This is a genomic window from Neorhizobium sp. NCHU2750, assembly GCF_003597675.1.
Lineage (GTDB): Bacteria > Pseudomonadota > Alphaproteobacteria > Rhizobiales > Rhizobiaceae > Neorhizobium.
Map to the genome: position 1 here is coordinate 1,324,222 of NZ_CP030827.1, position 16,568 is coordinate 1,340,789.

Sequence of the window (16,568 nt, forward strand, 5' to 3'; positions counted from 1 at the left end):
CCGGCTTCAGTGAGGTTAAACCCGGTGTCGCAACGGCATCGGTCGGGCGGGGTAGGGCAGAGAGATGCCCGATCTCGACGAGGGACGAGAAGGCACGACGATGGGTCTGCAGGCAATATTCTTTTATCTCTTCGCGTTCGTCGCGGTGGCGTCGGCGTTCATGGTCATTTCGTCCAAGAACCCGGTTCACTCGGTTCTTTTCCTGATCGTCGTCTTCTTCAATTCGGCGGGCCTGTTCCTTTTGACGGGAGCCGAGTTCCTGGCGATGATCCTGCTGGTTGTCTATATCGGCGCCGTCGCGGTCCTCTTCCTCTTCGTCGTCATGATGCTCGATATCGATTTTGCCGAGTTCCGCTCCGGCATGCTGCAATATGCGCCGATCGGCATCATCGTCGGCCTCATCGTCGCGGCCGAACTGATCCTCGTCGTCGGCTCCAGCGTGCTGTCGCCGGAGGCGGCATCGTCGATCACCATGCCGATCCCGAACCCGGCGGTGCGCTCCAACACGGCAGCCCTCGGCGACGTGCTCTATACCCACTACGTCTATTTCTTCCAGGTCGCCGGCATGGTGCTCCTGGTGGCGATGATCGGGGCGATCGTGCTGACGCTCCGCCACCGCCAGAACATCAAGCGCCAGGATATTTCGCGCCAGGTCGCCCGCAATCCGAAGACCGCCGTCGAGGTGGTCAAGGTCAAGTCGGGCCAGGGCCTTTGAGGAAGCGGGAACAAGGAACACAAATATGCAAATCGGTCTTTCCCACTACCTCACGGTCAGCGCCATCCTCTTCACCCTCGGCGTCTTCGGCATCTTCTTAAATCGCAAGAACGTCATCATCATCTTGATGTCGGTCGAGCTCATCCTGCTCGCGGTCAATCTCAACATGGTGGCCTTCTCGTCCTTCCTGAACGACATCGCGGGCCAGGTCTTTGCTTTGTTCATTCTGACCGTCGCGGCCGCCGAAGCGGCCATCGGTCTTGCAATTCTTGTCGTCTTCTACCGCAACCGCGGCTCGATCGCCGTCGACGACGTCAATGTGATGAAGGGCTGATCGGGTCATGATCTACAAGCTTATCGTCTTCCTCCCTCTGATCGGCTTCCTGATCGCCGGCCTGATGGGCCGACAGATCGGTGCCAAGGCGTCGGAATTCGTCACCTGCGGCCTGATGGCGGTCGTCGCACTGCTCTCCTGGATCGTCTTCTTCCAGGTGGCTCTCGGTTCACAGGAAACCATGAGCGTCGAGGTGCTGCGCTGGATCCAGTCCGGCAATATCGACGTTTACTGGTCGCTGCGCATCGACACGCTGACCTCGGTCATGTTCGTCGTCGTCAACACCGTCTCCTTCCTCGTGCATGTCTATTCGGTCGGCTACATGCACACCGATCCGCACCGCCCGCGCTTCTTCGCCTACCTGTCGCTCTTCACCTTCGCGATGTTGATGCTGATCACCTCCGACAACCTGGCCCAGATGTTCTTTGGCTGGGAAGGCGTCGGTCTCGCATCCTATCTGCTGATCGGCTTCTGGTATGACCGGCCCTCGGCCAATGCGGCTGCGATGAAGGCCTTCATCGTCAACCGCGTCGGCGACTTCGGCTTCATGCTCGGCATCGCCGCTCTGTTCGTCATGTTCGGCTCGATCAATTTCGAGACGATCTTCGCCAATGCCGGAAGCTACATTCCGCCGGAAGGATCGCCCGAAGCCAGCAAGGTCGTCTTCAATCTTTTGGGGCTTTCGCTCACCCGCGAGGGCGCGCTCACCGGCGCCTGCCTGCTGCTCTTCATGGGCGCGATGGGCAAGTCGGCGCAATTCATGCTGCACACCTGGCTTCCGGACGCCATGGAAGGCCCGACCCCGGTCTCGGCCCTCATCCATGCCGCGACCATGGTCACCGCCGGCGTCTTCCTCGTCGCCCGCATGTCGCCGATCTTCGAACTGTCCCATGATGCGATGACCTTCGTCACCATCATCGGCGCGATCACCGCCTTCTTTGCGGCGACCGTCGGCCTGGTGCAGAACGACATCAAGCGCGTCATCGCCTATTCGACCTGCTCGCAGCTCGGCTACATGTTCGTCGCACTCGGCGTCGGCGCCTATGGCGCGGCGATCTTCCACCTCTTCACCCACGCCTTCTTCAAGGCGCTCCTGTTCCTCTGCGCCGGCTCGGTCATCCACGCCGTCGACGGCGAACAGGACATGCGCAAGATGGGCGGCCTGAGGAAGCATATCCCGGTCACCTTCTGGATGATGACGATCGGCACGCTGGCGCTGACCGGCGTCGGCATCCCGTTCACCCCGATCGGTTTTGCCGGCTTCTTCTCCAAGGACGTCATCATCGAGGCATCCTACGCCTCCCATTCGGCCGTCTCCGGCTTCGCCTTCGTCCTGCTCGTCATCGCCGCCCTGTTCACCAGCTTCTATTCCTGGCGCCTGGCGTTCATGACCTTCTTCGGCAAGGAGCGCGCAAGCCACGAAGTCATGCATCATGTGCATGAAAGCCCGAATGTCATGCTGGTGCCGCTCTATGTTCTGGCTATCGGCGCGGTTCTCGCCGGCGTGGTCTTCGAAGGCCGTTTCTACGGCGAGGAATATGCGGAATTCTGGAAGGGCGCGCTGTTCACCTCCGCCCATAACGAACTGGTCCACGAATTCCATCACGTGCCGGTTCTGGTTTCGCTGTCGCCCTTCATCGCCATGGTCATCGGCTTCGTGATCGCCTGGTACTTCTACATCAAGTCGCCCGAGACGCCGAAGAAGCTCGCGGCCTCGCAGCAGGGGCTCTACCAGTTCCTGCTCAACAAGTGGTATTTCGACGAGCTCTACGATTTCCTCTTCGTCCGCTCTTCCAAGGCCCTTGGCCGCTTCTTCTGGCAGAAGATCGATATCGGCACGATCGACCATTTCGGTCCGAACGGCGTCGCCGCACGGGTCGTTGATGCCGCCAACCGCGTCGTTCGCCTGCAGACCGGTTATCTCTACCACTATGCCTTCACGATGCTGCTTGGCGTCGCTGCCCTGATTACCTGGATGATGCTCGGGAGTTCGATCTGATGACCGATTGGCCTATTCTTTCCACGGTCACCTTCCTCCCGCTGGTGGGCGTGCTGCTTCTCTTGTTCACGCGTGACGATACCGATCACGGCCGCCAGAACGTGATGATCATCTCGCTTGTCACGACGATCATCACCTTCCTCCTGTCGCTGCTCGTCTGGTATGGATTTGATGGCCACAGCGCCGAATACCAGATGATCGAGCAGTATTCCTGGCTCGGCAAAGGCATCGATTACCATATCGGCGTCGATGGCCTGTCGGTCATGTTCGTTGTGCTGGCCACCTTCCTCATGCCTTTCGGCGTCCTGACCAGCTGGAACGCCATCACCATGCATGTGCGCGAATACATGATCGCCTTCCTCGTGCTGGAAGTGCTGATCGTCGGCGTCTTCGTGTCGATGGACCTCGTGCTCTTCTACGTCTTCTTCGAGGCGAGTCTGATCCCGATGTTCCTGATCATCGGTGTCTGGGGCGGACCGCGGCGCATCTACGCGTCGATGAAGTTCTTCCTCTATACGCTGCTCGGCTCGATCTTCATGCTGATCGGCATCCTCGTCATGTATTCGGAGACGGGCTCGACCTCCATTCCGGTCCTGCTTGCCCACCAGTTCTCGCCGCAGACGCAGTTCTGGCTGTGGCTGGCCTTCTTCCTGTCCTTTGCCGTCAAGGTGCCGATGTGGCCGTTCCACACCTGGCTCCCCGACGCGCACGTCGAAGCGCCGACGGCAGGTTCGGTCGACCTTGCGGCTCTGCTCCTGAAGTTCGGCGGCTACGGCTTCCTGCGCTTCTCGCTGCCGATGTTCCCGCTGGCATCCGACTATTTCACGCCGTTCATCCTGACGCTGTCGGTCATCGCCATCATCTACGCCTCGCTGGTCGCGCTGATGCAGACCGACATCAAGAAGATGATCGCCTATTCCTCCGTTGCCCACATGGGCTACGTGACGATGGCGATCTTCGCGGTCAACCAGCAGGGCCTGCATGGCGCGCTGTTCCAGATGCTGTCGCACGGCGTCATCTCCGGCGCGCTCTTCCTCTGCGTCGGCGTCGTCTATGAGCGCACCCATACGCGTGACATCACGCAATATGGCGGCCTCGTGCATCGCATGCCGAAATACGCGCTGGCCTTCATGATATTCACCATGGCAAACGTCGGCCTGCCGGGTACCTCCGCCTTCGTCGGCGAGTTCCTCGCGACCGTCGGTGTCTTCCGCGTCAGCGTCTGGACCGCCGTCTTCGCCACCACCGGCGTCGTCCTCTCGGCAGCTTACATGCTGTGGCTCTATCGCCGGATGATCTTCGGCAAGGCCGACAGCCCGCTGATGCAGGGCCTGTTCGATATCTCCTTCCGCGAGCATTGCATCGTCTGGCCGCTGATCGTCGTGACCATCTTCTTCGGTGTCTATCCGGCACCGGTCTTCGATGCCTCTGCTGCTGCGGTGGACAAGCTCGTAACCAATTACCATGCGGCGGTTGACGCCGCGGCGACCGCCGCTCAGGCTGCGAAATGATGACGGGACAGATAAGACTATGACCCCTGAACTCTTCTCTCAAAGTCTGGCCCTGTCGCTGCCCGAGGTCATCCTCGCGGTGGGTGCGCTCGCATTGCTGATGATCGGCGTCTTTGCCGGCGAACAGTCGAGCAAGCTCGTCTCCGCCCTTGCGATCGTGCTTCTCATCGTCGTCGGCCTGTGGATCGTCTTCTTCACCGGCAACGGCCAGGCCTATGGCGGCGCCTTCATCGTCGATCCCTTCGCCCGCTTCATGAAGGCGATTGCCATTACCGGCTCCGTCTTCGCGCTGATCATGTCGATCGGCCAGGGCAAGGCGATGCAGCTCGACAAGTTCGAATACCCGGTCCTGCTGGCCATCTCGACGCTCGGCATGTTGCTCTTGATCTCGGCCAACGACCTGATCGCCTTCTATCTCGGCCTCGAGCTGATGTCGCTGTCGCTCTATGTCGTCGCCGCCTTCAACCGCGACAGCCTGCGCTCGACCGAAGCGGGCCTCAAATATTTCGTCCTCGGTGCGCTCTCCTCGGGCATGCTGCTTTATGGCATGTCGCTGGTCTACGGTTTCACCGGCAATACCGGCTTCGACGGCATCGCCAACGTGCTGATGTCGGAAAAGCGCAGCCTCGGCCTCGTCTTCGGCATGGTCTTCATGCTGGCCGGCGCCTGCTTCAAGATCTCCGCCGTGCCCTTCCATATGTGGACGCCGGACGTCTATGAAGGTGCGCCGACCCCGGTCACCGCCTTCTTTGCCGCAGGCCCCAAGGTCGCCGCCATGGCGATCCTGATCCGCCTGACCTCCGACGTCTTCCTGCCGATCATCGGCGACTGGCGCCAGATCATCGTCTTCGTTTCGATCGCCTCCATGCTGCTCGGCTCGTTTGCCGCCGTCGCCCAGACCAATATCAAGCGACTGATGGCCTATTCCTCGATCGGCCACATGGGTTATGCGCTGGTCGGCCTCGCCGCCGGCAGCGAAAGCGGCGTGTCGGGCATCGTCGTCTACATGCTGATCTATGTCGCCATGTCGGTCGGCACCTTCGCCTGCATCATCTCGATGCGCCGCCCGGACGGCACCTATGTCGAAAACACCGACGATCTTGCCGGTCTCTGGGCCAGCAAGCCGTTCATGACCATGGTGCTGACGGCACAGATGTTCTCCATGGCCGGCATTCCACCGCTTGCGGGCTTCTTCGCCAAGTATTTCGTCTTCCTGGCGGCAGCCGAAGCCAAGCTCTATGCGCTGGCGGTGATCGGCTTCCTCACCTCGGTCGTCGGCGCCTATTACTATCTGCGCATCGTCAAGCTCATGTGGTTCGACCCGCCGAAGGGTGAATTTGCCCGCACGCCTGGCGAAATCCGCTTCGTCTTCGGCATCTCGGCCCTGTTCATCCTCGTCTACATCCTGTTCGGCGGCCCGATCGGGCAGGCGGCAGATGCTGCGGCAAGGTCCTTCTTCTGACCATGGCGAAAGCAGGCGGCCGTTACGGCCTGGATGCCTTTCGTCACGTCGCTTTCGATGACATAGGGTCCACCAATACCGAATGCCTCGCCCGCGCTCGCGCCGGCGAGGCAGGTTTGTTATGGGTGACCGCTGCCCGCCAGACCTCAGGCCGTGGCCGCCGTGGGCGCGCCTGGACATCCGAGACCGGCAATCTCTATTCCTCGCTGCTTCTGATCGATCCCGCGCCGATGGAGCGTGTGGCCTCCCTGCCGCTCGCCGTTGCCGTCGCCGTCTATGATGCGGTCAAGGCCGTGCTGCCGCCGGGCGCCGGTCTTCTGCAGGTCAAATGGCCGAACGACATCCTGATCGACCGGGCAAAGACCTGCGGCATTCTTCTGGAGGGCGAGATGCTGCCGGATGGCCGTCATGCGCTCGTCATCGGTATCGGCATCAATATCCGCCATATGCCCGACAGCGCCCCCTATGGCGTGACGCGTCTCGTCGACCATGGTGCGGCGATTTCGCCCGATGAACTTTTCGCCCATCTTTATCGGTCGATGGCGCTCGCGCTGGAATCATGGGATGAGGGTAGGGGAACGGCACGGATCGTCGAACGTTGGCGCGAGATAGCCTGCGGCATAGGCGAGAAGATCACCGTCAACCTGCCGGACCGCTCGCTGCAGGGAATATTCGCCGGGATTGATGACAATGGTCTTCTGTTGCTCGACATGGGGGCCGAAATGGGGGATGGACAAGTCCGGCCGATCGCGGCAGGGGATGTATTCTTTACGAGAACGGAATAAGAAGACGCATGGCTAAGCAAGACGAACTGGTGTTTCTGCCTTTGGGCGGTGTGGGCGAGATCGGCATGAACCTCGCACTCTACGGCTATGGCCCGTCGGAGAAGCGCCAGTGGATCATGGTCGATTGCGGCGTGACCTTTCCCGGCCCCGATCTTCCCGGCGTCGACCTCGTTCTTCCCGATATCCGCTTCCTCGCCTCGCAGCGTAACAATCTCAAGGGCATGATCATCACCCACGCGCATGAGGACCATTACGGTGCGCTGAACGATCTGTGGCCGGGCCTCAACGTGCCGGTCTATGCCTCTCCCTTTACCGCCGGCATGATGGAAGCCAAGCGCAAGTATGAAGGCAACCGTGCCGAAATCCCGATCACCATCTTCAAGGCCGGCGATCGCATCGAGCTTGGGCCCTTCTCCATCGAGGCCGTCGGCGTCAACCATTCCATTCCCGAGCCCATGTCGCTCGTCATCCGCACGCCGCTCGGCAATGTCGTCCATACCGGCGACTGGAAGATCGATGCGAAGCCGACGCTCGGGCCGCTGACAGACGAAGCCCGCTTCCGGGCGATCGGCGAGGAAGGCGTGCTGGCCCTGATGTGCGACAGCACCAATTCCATGCGCGATGGCGTGTCGCCCTCCGAAGAAGAAGTCTCCAAGGGCCTGCAGAAGGTCATCGAGGAAGCCGAGGGCCGCGTCGCCGTCACCACCTTCTCATCCAATGTCGGTCGTATCCGTTCGATTGCCGAGGCTGCCGAAGCTGCCGGCCGCGAAGTGCTGCTGCTCGGCTCGTCCTTGAAGCGCGTCGTCGACGTTGCTCGCGACATCGGCATCATGGAAGGCATCAAGCCCTTCATCGCCGAGGACGAATATGGCTATATCCCGCGCGACAAGGTCGTCGTCATCCTGACCGGCAGCCAGGGCGAGCCGCGCGCGGCGCTGGCCAAGATCTCCCGTGATGAGATGCGCCATGTGGCGCTGACCAAGGGCGATACGGTCGTGTTTTCCTCGCGCACCATTCCCGGCAACGAAAAGGCCATTCTCGACATCAAGAATGCGCTGATCGAGCAGGGCATCGTCGTGCTCGGCGACAGCGACGCGCTGGTGCACGTTTCCGGCCATCCGCGCCGCAACGAACTCCTGAAGATGTACGAGTGGGTCAAGCCCGAAATCCTCGTGCCGGTGCATGGCGAGGCGGCCCATCTGACGGCCCAGGCCGAACTCGGCGCCTCCGCCGGCATCCAGACGATCCCGCGCGTGCGCAACGGCAATATCCTGCGCCTGGCACCCGGTCCCGCTGAAGTCATCGATGACGCGCCGCATGGCCGCATCTTCAAGGATGGCAAGCTGATCGGCGATTATGACGAAATGGGCGTGGGCGATCGTCGCAAGCTCTCCTTCGTCGGCCATGTCTCGGTCAATATCCTGCTCGACCAGCGCTACGATTTCCTCGCAGATCCCGATCTCGTCTCCTTCGGCCTGCCCGAATTCGACGACGAGGGCGAGGATATGGATGACGGGCTCTATGATGCCGTGCTGGGTGCGGTGGAAAGCATCCCGCGCGCCCGCCGCAAGGATCTCGACATGGTCCGCGAGGCCGTGCGTCGCGCAGTACGCGCCGCCGCCAACATGGCCTGGGGCAAGAAGCCGGTCGTGACGGTGTTCGTGACGCGGGTGCAGTAAGGACGTTTGAGGAGACGGCCGAACTGCTTTCGTGGGAAGAGGCTTTTGCCGTGAGGAGAAGACCCCTCCCAACCCTCCCCACAAGGGGGAGGGCTTAACCCGGACCCACCGCCGAAGCCTGCTTGAGGCAGGCGGTGGCCGCGGTTTTTCTCCCCCCTTGTGGGGGAGATGGCCGGCAGGCCAGAGGGGGAATCTATCGCGTACGTGTATGCCGCATATTTGGAGATCGGGTCGTCTCCAATGCCAGGAGGAGGAACAGATGCTTGGCCGCATCAATCATATCGCAATCGCCGTGCCGATCCTGGAAGAGGCCGTGGAGATCTACCGGGATATGCTGGGTGCCACGGTATCTGAGCCGCAGTCCTTGCCCGAACACGGTGTCACCGTCGTCTTCGTCGAACTTCCCAATACCAAGATCGAATTGCTGGAGCCTCTCGGCGACAGTTCTCCGCTCGCCTCCTTCCTTGAGCGCAATCCCGCAGGCGGCATCCACCACATCTGCCACGAGACCACCGACATCAATGCCGCGGCCGAGCGCCTTCGATCTGCCGGTGCGCGCCTGCTGGGAGATGGCCGGCCGAAGATCGGCGCCCATGGCAAGCCGGTACTCTTCCTGCATCCCAAGGATTTCAACGGAACGCTGATCGAGCTGGAAGAGGTTTGACGGGGAGGCGCGGTCGCCAATGAAAACAATGGACTCTGTGGATATCCGGAATCATTTTCTCAACGGCGGCGATCCTGTCGTCTGCGCGGTTGTCTGTCGCGACAGGATCGAAGGACCGGCACCATGTCCCTTTTGACCGTCGCTGCCATCTACTTCATTCTCTGGTGGACGGTTCTCTTCATCGTCCTGCCTCTCGGCTATCGCAGCCAGCAGGAGGAGGGAGACATCGCGCCCGGAACGGTGGAGAGTGCGCCGGTGCGTTTTCGCGGTGGCCGCGTCGTCGTCCTGACCACGCTAATCTCGACGGCGCTCTATCTCGGCTACTATCTCGCCACAGCCTATTTCGGCATTGGCGTCGCGGATATCCCGGACATTGTGCCGAGCTACCCCCGTGGCTGATCAGCCTGTTAAAGGGTGGGGGATGGAGTGTCGGTAGCGGCCGAGGCACACGAATTGCTGCCATCGTTTTGACACCACGCCATGGTCTTGGGATCATAAGGCCAAAAAAAAACAAGGCGTTGAAGCCTTGTTTTTCAGTTTCGCGTGATCCTAACCGTTGCCGGGGCAGCGTCGAGCGCGCCTAAGATCTGATCCTCCCAAGACTTTACCGCGATTGGCAAGAATTTGAACTTCATGCCTGTTTTATGGGCTGAAACTAGCTCAAAGGGTGTGCTTTGTCACTCTCTTTTTTTGTATTTTTGTGACACCTGTGGAAAAAAATGCCGCTGGCGCATTTGTCGCACCCCCGCCTTCATCAAAATCACATTTTCGGCTGTTCCGACGTGCCGGGCGACCCGTTCATCCACCGGCTTTTCATCTATCTCCGGGTTTCCATGGGGCCTTGGAACCGGTAAGAAGCCTGCCAAATGGTCTTTAAATCGGCCGATTCCTGCGTGAAGCGGAAGGCCAAGCAAAAGTCGGAAATCACCATGCGCCTGTCCCGCTATTTTATGCCCATCCTGAAGGAAAACCCCAAGGAGGCGGAAATCGTATCGCACCGCCTGATGCTGCGCGCGGGCATGATCCGGCAGCAGAGCCAGGGCATCTATTCCTGGCTGCCGCTCGGCAAGAAGGTGCTGGACAAGGTCAACGCCATCATCCGCGAAGAGCAGAACCGCGCCGGCGCCATCGAGCTCCTGATGCCGACGCTGCAGTCGGCCGAACTCTGGCAGGAAAGCGGCCGCTACGAGGCTTACGGCAAGGAAATGCTGCGCATCAAGGACCGCCAGGAGCGTCCGATGCTCTACGGCCCGACCAATGAGGAAATGGTCACCGATATCTTCCGGTCCTACGTCAAGTCCTACAAGAACCTGCCGCTCAACCTCTATCACATCCAGCTGAAGTTCCGCGACGAGATCCGTCCGCGCTTCGGCACTATGCGCTCGCGCGAATTCCTGATGAAGGATGCCTATTCCTTCGACATGACCCGCGAAGACGCGATCCATTCCTATAACAAGATGTTCGTCGCCTACCTGCGCACCTTTGCCCGTCTCGGCATGCGCGCCATCCCGATGCGCGCCGATACCGGCCCGATCGGCGGCAATCACAGCCACGAATTCATCATCCTCGCCGATACCGGTGAGTCGGAAGTGTTCAGCCACAAGGCCTTCACCGATTTCGAAATCCCCTCCGCAGATACCGATTTCGATGATGTCGCGGGCCTGCAGTCGATCTTCGACAAGTGGACCTCGGTCTATGCCGCAACCTCGGAAATGCATGACGAGGCAGCCTTTGCCGCCATTCCCGATGCGGATCGTCTTTCCGCCCGCGGCATCGAGGTCGGTCACATCTTCTATTTCGGCACCAAATATTCCGAGCCGATGGGCGCCAAGGTGCAGGGACCGGACGGCAAGGAACACCCTGTCCACATGGGATCCTACGGCATTGGCCCGACACGCCTTGTTCCCGCCATCATCGAAGCATCGCATGACGAGAACGGCATCATCTGGCCCGAATCGGTCGCACCCTTCGATGTCGTGGTGATCAACATGAAACCGGGCGACACCGCTTGCGACGACCTGTCGGAAAAGCTCTACGCCGCGCTCTCCAAGGCCGGCAAGGACGTGCTTTACGATGACACCGACGATCGCGCCGGCACCAAGTTCGCCACCGCCGATCTGATCGGCGTGCCGGTTCAGATCATCGTCGGCCCCCGCTCGGCAGCCGTCGGCGAGGTCGAGGTGAAGGACCGCAAGAGCGGCGCCCGCGAGGTGATGAGCCTCGAGGCCGCCCTGAACAAGGCGACGGGCTGAACAAGGCTGCGGGCTGAACAAGCCCGCCCGCCGCGTATGAAGACGCCGTGCGTGAACCCCTCGCGCCGGACTGGATTTGAGGAAGCATGAATGGCGAGCGTCGCGGCGAGTGGTGAGAAGGAAAAGGTGAAGAAGGCTCCCAAGGCCGGTGCCTTTTCCGCCTTCGAGCGCATGGTGGCCTGGCGCTACCTGCGTTCGCGCCGCAAGGAAGCCTATATCTCGGTCATTGCCGGTTTTTCCTTCATCGGCATCATGCTCGGCGTCGCCACGCTGATCATCGTCATGGCGGTGATGAACGGCTTCCGCACCGAGCTGATCTCGCGCATCCTCGGCATCAATGGTCACATGATCATCCAGCCGGTCGATGCTCCGTTCACCGATTATGCCGAGCTGACGAAGAAATTCGCCGCAGTGCCGGGCGTCAAGATGGCGCTGCCGCTGGTCGAGGGGCAGACACTGGCCTCCGGCAAGGGCGGTGCGGGCTCCGGTGCGCTGGTGCGCGGCATCCGCACCGAAGATCTGGAAAAGCTCCATGAAGTCGCCGGCAATATCAAGCAGGGTGACATCACCGGCTTTGCCGCAGGGCAGGGCGTGTTGGTCGGCTCGAGACTGGCCGCCCAGCTCGGGCTTTCCGCCGGCGACAAGATCACGCTCATCTCGCCCGAAGGCGACGTGACGCCGATGGGCGTCAACCCGCGGGTCAAGTCCTACACGATCTCCGGTATCTTCGAGATCGGCATGTCGGAATATGATGCGACGATCATCTATATGCCGCTGGAAGAATCGCAGCTCTATTTCAACGCCGAGGGCATCGTCCAGTCGATCGAACTCTTCGTCGATGATCCCGATGCGATCGACGACCTGCGCCCCAAGGTGGAGGCGGCTGCCGGACGGCAGATCTACATCACCGACTGGCGCCAGCGCAACGAGACCTTCTTCTCCGCCCTTCAGGTCGAGCGCAACGTCATGTTTATGATCCTGACGCTGATCGTGCTGGTCGCCGCCTTGAACATCATTTCCGGCCTGATCATGCTGGTGAAGGACAAGGGCTCCGACATCGCCATCCTGCGCACGATGGGGGCGAGTTCCGGGGCGATCATGCGCATATTCTTCATGACCGGGGCCGCCATCGGCCTTGTCGGTACGGTCGCGGGCGTCGCGCTCGGTGTCGTCGTCTGTCTGAATATCGAATCGATCCGCCAGTTCTTCTCCTGGGTTTCCGGCACGGTCCTGTTCAACCCGGAACTCTATTTCTTGAGCGAACTGCCGGCCAAGATGAGCATCGGCGAGACGGTCTCCGTCGTCGCCATGGCGCTCGTCCTGTCCTTCATCGCCACCATCTTTCCCGCATGGCGGGCCTCCAGGCTCGATCCCGTCCAGGCTCTCCGCTATGAATAAGGTCTCCATGGCACCGCGCAAAACCGTCCTGAAGCTCTCTGGCGTCGAACGTCACTATGGCCAGGGCGAGACCATGCTTTCGATCCTGAAGGGCGCCGATTTCGAGCTGAAAAGCGGCGAGATCGTCGCGCTCGTGGCACCTTCCGGCACAGGCAAGTCGACCCTGCTTCATCTCGCAGGCCTTCTGGAACATCCGGATGGCGGCGACGTGTCGATCGGCGGCCATTCCTGCAACGATCTGCCCGACGAGCAGCGCACCTCGATCCGCCGCTCCGAGATCGGCTTCGTCTACCAGTTCCATCATCTCCTGCCGGAATTTTCCGCGATCGAGAATATCATGATGCCCCAGCTGATCGGCGGTCTGTCGAAGACCGAGGCGAGGGGCAGGGCGGCTCAACTGCTCGACTATATGCGCATCGGCCACCGTGCCGAGCACCGGCCGGCCGAACTGTCGGGCGGCGAACAGCAGCGCGTGGCGATCGCCCGCGCAGTGGCCAACGCGCCCCGCGTCTTGCTCGCCGACGAGCCGACCGGCAATCTCGACCCGAAGACCGCATCCTATGTCTTCGACGCCCTGGAGGCGCTGGTGCGCCAGTCCGGCCTCGCCGCCCTGATCGCCACCCACAATCACGATCTCGCCGCCCGCATGGATCGTCGCGTGACGATCGAAGGCGGCAAGGTCGTCGAGTTTTGACCCCAGGGCTTAGCCGAGATCCCTTCCTGTCCATCTTCGGGTTGATCCGGTCGTGCCGCAATGCCGCGGCCGCGCCGCTGCGCCTGGATCGCGCCTGAAATCCATCCCTCATCAGTTCTTGTGCGCGAGGCGCAGATTGATGCCTTGATGTCGCCGGAGCCTGTCCGGTCGCCAGCCGACTGTGGTCGTCATGGGTCGAATCAGTCGCGCTCATGGCTCGGACATGGCGATCGCGAGGGCCGTGCGCCAAAGTCCATGCGACCAGATGTCACAATCTATGGGACACAAAGTCGCATCATTCGGAAAAACCGATGCGCCCATGGGTAGAAAATGCCTCACGTTCCTGGGAGGATTTCATTTTCTGGTGGCAGGGGTGCCTGTTGGCCTTATGTCCCTTCATGCCAACAACATTTCAAGGACACCCTCTTATGACTAAGGATTATGGGACGGGAGAGTACTCTCCCGTCCGGATTTGGTTATTGCGCCTGTTCGGGCTCGCGCTTCTGGCCATCGGCTTGGTTCTCGCAGCCGGCGGCGTAAAGCTCGTCATGCTCGATGGCAGCCCCTATTACGTCTTGATCGGCCTCGCACTCGCCGTCGCCGGCATCGTGGCGCTGGTCGGCAGGATCTGGGGCCTGCATGTCTATCTGCTCGCCTTTGTCGTCACCTTCTTCTGGGCGCTGTGGGAAGCAGGCTTCGATGGCTGGGCGCTCGTCCCGCGCCTCGTCGGCCCTTTCATCCTGCTGGTCCTGGCACTTCTGCTGATGCCGGCCCGTTTCCGCAATGGCAGCCCCACGCGCCGCGGCGCCAGCGCGCTCGCCGGCCTCGCCTGCCTGGTGATCGTGGTTGCCGGCGTGTTCTTCGGCAATTCCCGTCCGGCGCCGCTGCCGCTTCCGGCTGCCGAGGCCGATAACGCGTTTCTCGATGACGCAATCCAGCCGGCCTCGACCGATTGGGCCGCCTGGGGCGGCGGCGCGGGGCAGCGTTTCTCCGACCTGAAGCAGATCACCCCGGAAAATGTCGCCGGGCTGAAGCCTGCCTGGGTCTACCATACCGGCGATATCGCCAAGAATTACGGTGTCGAGATGACGCCGCTGAAGGTTGGTGACATGGTCTATGGATGCACGTCCATCCATGCGGCCTTCGCGCTCAATGCCGCCACCGGCAAGCAGGTCTGGCGCTTCGATCCGAAATCGCCGGAAGCCTATTCGCCGCCGAATTCCGCATGCCGCGGCGTCACCTACTATCATAACCCGCAGGCCGTCGCCGGCGCAGCCTGCGAAAACCGCATCATCTGGGGCAGCTGGGACGGCAAGATCTTTGCGGTCGATGCCGCCGACGGAAAGCTCTGCGAGGATTTTGGCGACGAGGGCCATATCGACCTCACCCAGGGCCTTGGCGAAATCGTTCCGACCATGGTCTCCACCACCTCGGCACCGACCATCGTGCGGGGCGTCGTCGTCACCAGCCAGCAGGTGCGTGATGGCGAGCGCCAGAAGGCGCCTTCCGGCGTCGTTCGCGGCTGGGATGCCGTCACCGGTGAACTGAAATGGGCCTGGGACATGAACCAGCCCGAGATCACCAAACTGCCGCCGGAGGGCAAGACCTATTCGCTCGGTTCGCCGAACGTCTGGTCCACCGCTGTCGGCGATGAAAATCTCGGCCTGGTCTATCTTCCGGTCGCCAACCCGGCCGGCGATTATCTGAGCTCCAACCGCACCGATGCTGAACGCAAATACGGTTCGTCCGTCACCGCGCTCGACGTTCAGACGGGCAAGCCCACCTGGGTCCATCAGTTCGTCAAGAACGACGTATGGGATTATGACGTACCGGCCCAGCCGACCCTCGTCGACTTCCCGACTGCCAATGGCAAGGTACCGGCACTCGTCCAGACGACGAAGATGGGCGACATCTTCGTACTCGACCGCCGCACCGGTGACCTCCTGACCCCGGTCAAGGATACGCCGGTTCCCCAGGGCGGCGTCGAGCCGCAGGAGCGCGCGGCAACGCAGGTGCGGTCCGCCTTCAACAGCACCAGCCAGCCGGATCTGACCGAAAAGCAGATGTGGGGCATGTCGCCGATCGACCAGATGCTGTGCCGCATCCAGTTCCGCGAGGCGAACTACAAGGGCATGTTCACGCCGCCTTCGGCCGACAAGCCCTATATCATGGCGCCGGGCAACAATGGCGGCTCCGATTGGGGCTCGCTTTCGGTGGACGTCCGCCGCGGGGTAATCGTCGCCAACTACAATATCTTCACCAGCTACATGCAGCTGATCCCGCGCGCCGAGGATGATGCCATGGGCGTCTACTATATCGGCGACCCGCGCTCCAAGATGCCGCGTCCGGGCTTCAATCGTCCGGCTGCCGACCAGCCCTATGGCATCAGCCCCAACCAGGGTTGGCAGATGCCGACAGGCCTTCTGTGCACCCAGCCTCCCTATGGCGGCATACGCGCAATCGACCTGAAGACCGGCAAGACCCTGTGGGACAAGCCCTTCGGCACGGCAGAGCGCAACGGACCGTTCGGGATCGCCTCGCATCTGCCGCTGGAAATCGGTACGCCCAACAATGGCGGCACCCTGACCACGGCAACCGGCCTGATCTTTGCCGGCGCGACGACCGACGATCATCTGCGTGCCATGGATCTCGCCTCGGGCAAGACGCTCTGGCAGGCGGAACTTCCGGCTGGCGGCCAGGCGGCACCGATGACCTATGAGCAAGGCGGCAAGCAGTATGTGGTGATCATGGCCGGCGGCCATCACAGCATGCTGACGCCGGCAGGCGACGAACTCATCGCCTATGCACTGCCCTGATAAATGATGACTTGCAGCCCCGCCCTTATGGGCGGGGCTGCATTTTCTCTTCGTACCCATGCCGAAATCGACACCTCGCCTCAACGATTTCAATTGCATGGCCACATTCATTTCCTCACCCCAAAAACCCGTGCCTACAATCATGCCGTTCCGCTTCGGCTACACCGGTCTGCATTGCCGGCGAGGCGGAGCCGGTGATCCGGAAAAACGCCCTTATGCAAGCGGGACGCCGGGGGCCGCGCAGAAAATGGTCTGCCTC

Annotated in this window: 13 protein-coding genes; all 13 read left to right on the top strand. The window is 61.4% G+C overall.

Annotation, left to right across the window (positions count from 1 at the left end; all coding sequences use genetic code 11):
* The first annotated feature begins 100 nt into the window (after positions 1-100).
* Positions 101-715 (top strand): NADH-quinone oxidoreductase subunit J, encoded by a 615-nt coding sequence (locus NCHU2750_RS06465; protein ID WP_119943037.1) that lies wholly within the window; start codon positions 101-103, stop codon positions 713-715.
* Between the two features lie 25 nt (positions 716-740).
* Positions 741-1,049 carry an NADH-quinone oxidoreductase subunit NuoK gene (gene nuoK / locus NCHU2750_RS06470; RefSeq protein ID WP_119939700.1) on the top strand — a complete coding sequence of 103 codons (309 nt, stop codon included), beginning with the start codon at positions 741-743 and terminating at the stop codon, positions 1,047-1,049.
* A gap of 7 nt (positions 1,050-1,056) precedes the next feature.
* Positions 1,057-3,048, top strand: a complete 1,992-nt coding sequence (gene nuoL, locus NCHU2750_RS06475) for an NADH-quinone oxidoreductase subunit L (RefSeq protein ID WP_119939701.1) — start codon at positions 1,057-1,059, stop codon at positions 3,046-3,048.
* Positions 3,048-4,559, top strand: coding sequence for an NADH-quinone oxidoreductase subunit M (locus NCHU2750_RS06480; protein WP_119939702.1), 1,512 nt, complete (start codon positions 3,048-3,050; stop codon positions 4,557-4,559). Before nuoL ends, NCHU2750_RS06480 begins: the two co-directional genes overlap by 1 nt.
* Before the next feature lie 19 nt (positions 4,560-4,578).
* Positions 4,579-6,021 (top strand): NADH-quinone oxidoreductase subunit NuoN, encoded by a 1,443-nt coding sequence (gene nuoN / locus NCHU2750_RS06485; protein ID WP_119939703.1) that lies wholly within the window; start codon positions 4,579-4,581, stop codon positions 6,019-6,021.
* Positions 6,022-6,023: 2 nt separating this feature from the next.
* The gene (locus tag NCHU2750_RS06490) at positions 6,024-6,806 is read left to right on the top strand and encodes a biotin--[acetyl-CoA-carboxylase] ligase (protein WP_119939704.1); all 783 of its coding nucleotides are present in this window, start codon (positions 6,024-6,026) and stop codon (positions 6,804-6,806) included.
* A gap of 8 nt (positions 6,807-6,814) precedes the next feature.
* A complete protein-coding gene (locus NCHU2750_RS06495) occupies positions 6,815-8,485 on the top strand; it encodes a ribonuclease J (protein ID WP_119939705.1) in 1,671 nt (556 codons plus the stop codon).
* A gap of 259 nt (positions 8,486-8,744) precedes the next feature.
* Entirely contained in the window at positions 8,745-9,149 is a 405-nt protein-coding gene (gene mce / locus NCHU2750_RS06500) for a methylmalonyl-CoA epimerase (protein WP_119939706.1), read from the top strand.
* 123 nt (positions 9,150-9,272) lie between these two features.
* Complete coding sequence (locus tag NCHU2750_RS06505; RefSeq protein WP_119939707.1) at positions 9,273-9,548, top strand: DUF1467 family protein; 276 nt, start codon at positions 9,273-9,275, stop codon at positions 9,546-9,548.
* 530 nt (positions 9,549-10,078) lie between these two features.
* Positions 10,079-11,401: a proline--tRNA ligase gene (gene proS / locus NCHU2750_RS06510; RefSeq protein WP_119943039.1), complete on the top strand. Its 1,323-nt coding sequence runs from the start codon at positions 10,079-10,081 to the stop codon at positions 11,399-11,401.
* Positions 11,402-11,491: 90 nt separating this feature from the next.
* A complete protein-coding gene (locus NCHU2750_RS06515; protein ID WP_119939708.1) occupies positions 11,492-12,799 on the top strand; it encodes a lipoprotein-releasing ABC transporter permease subunit in 1,308 nt (435 codons plus the stop codon).
* Positions 12,800-12,806: 7 nt separating this feature from the next.
* A complete protein-coding gene (locus NCHU2750_RS06520; RefSeq protein ID WP_119939709.1) occupies positions 12,807-13,493 on the top strand; it encodes an ABC transporter ATP-binding protein in 687 nt (228 codons plus the stop codon).
* Positions 13,494-13,921: 428 nt separating this feature from the next.
* Entirely contained in the window at positions 13,922-16,309 is a 2,388-nt protein-coding gene (locus NCHU2750_RS06525) for a membrane-bound PQQ-dependent dehydrogenase, glucose/quinate/shikimate family (RefSeq protein ID WP_119939710.1), read from the top strand.
* The last annotated feature ends 259 nt before the right edge of the window (positions 16,310-16,568 follow it).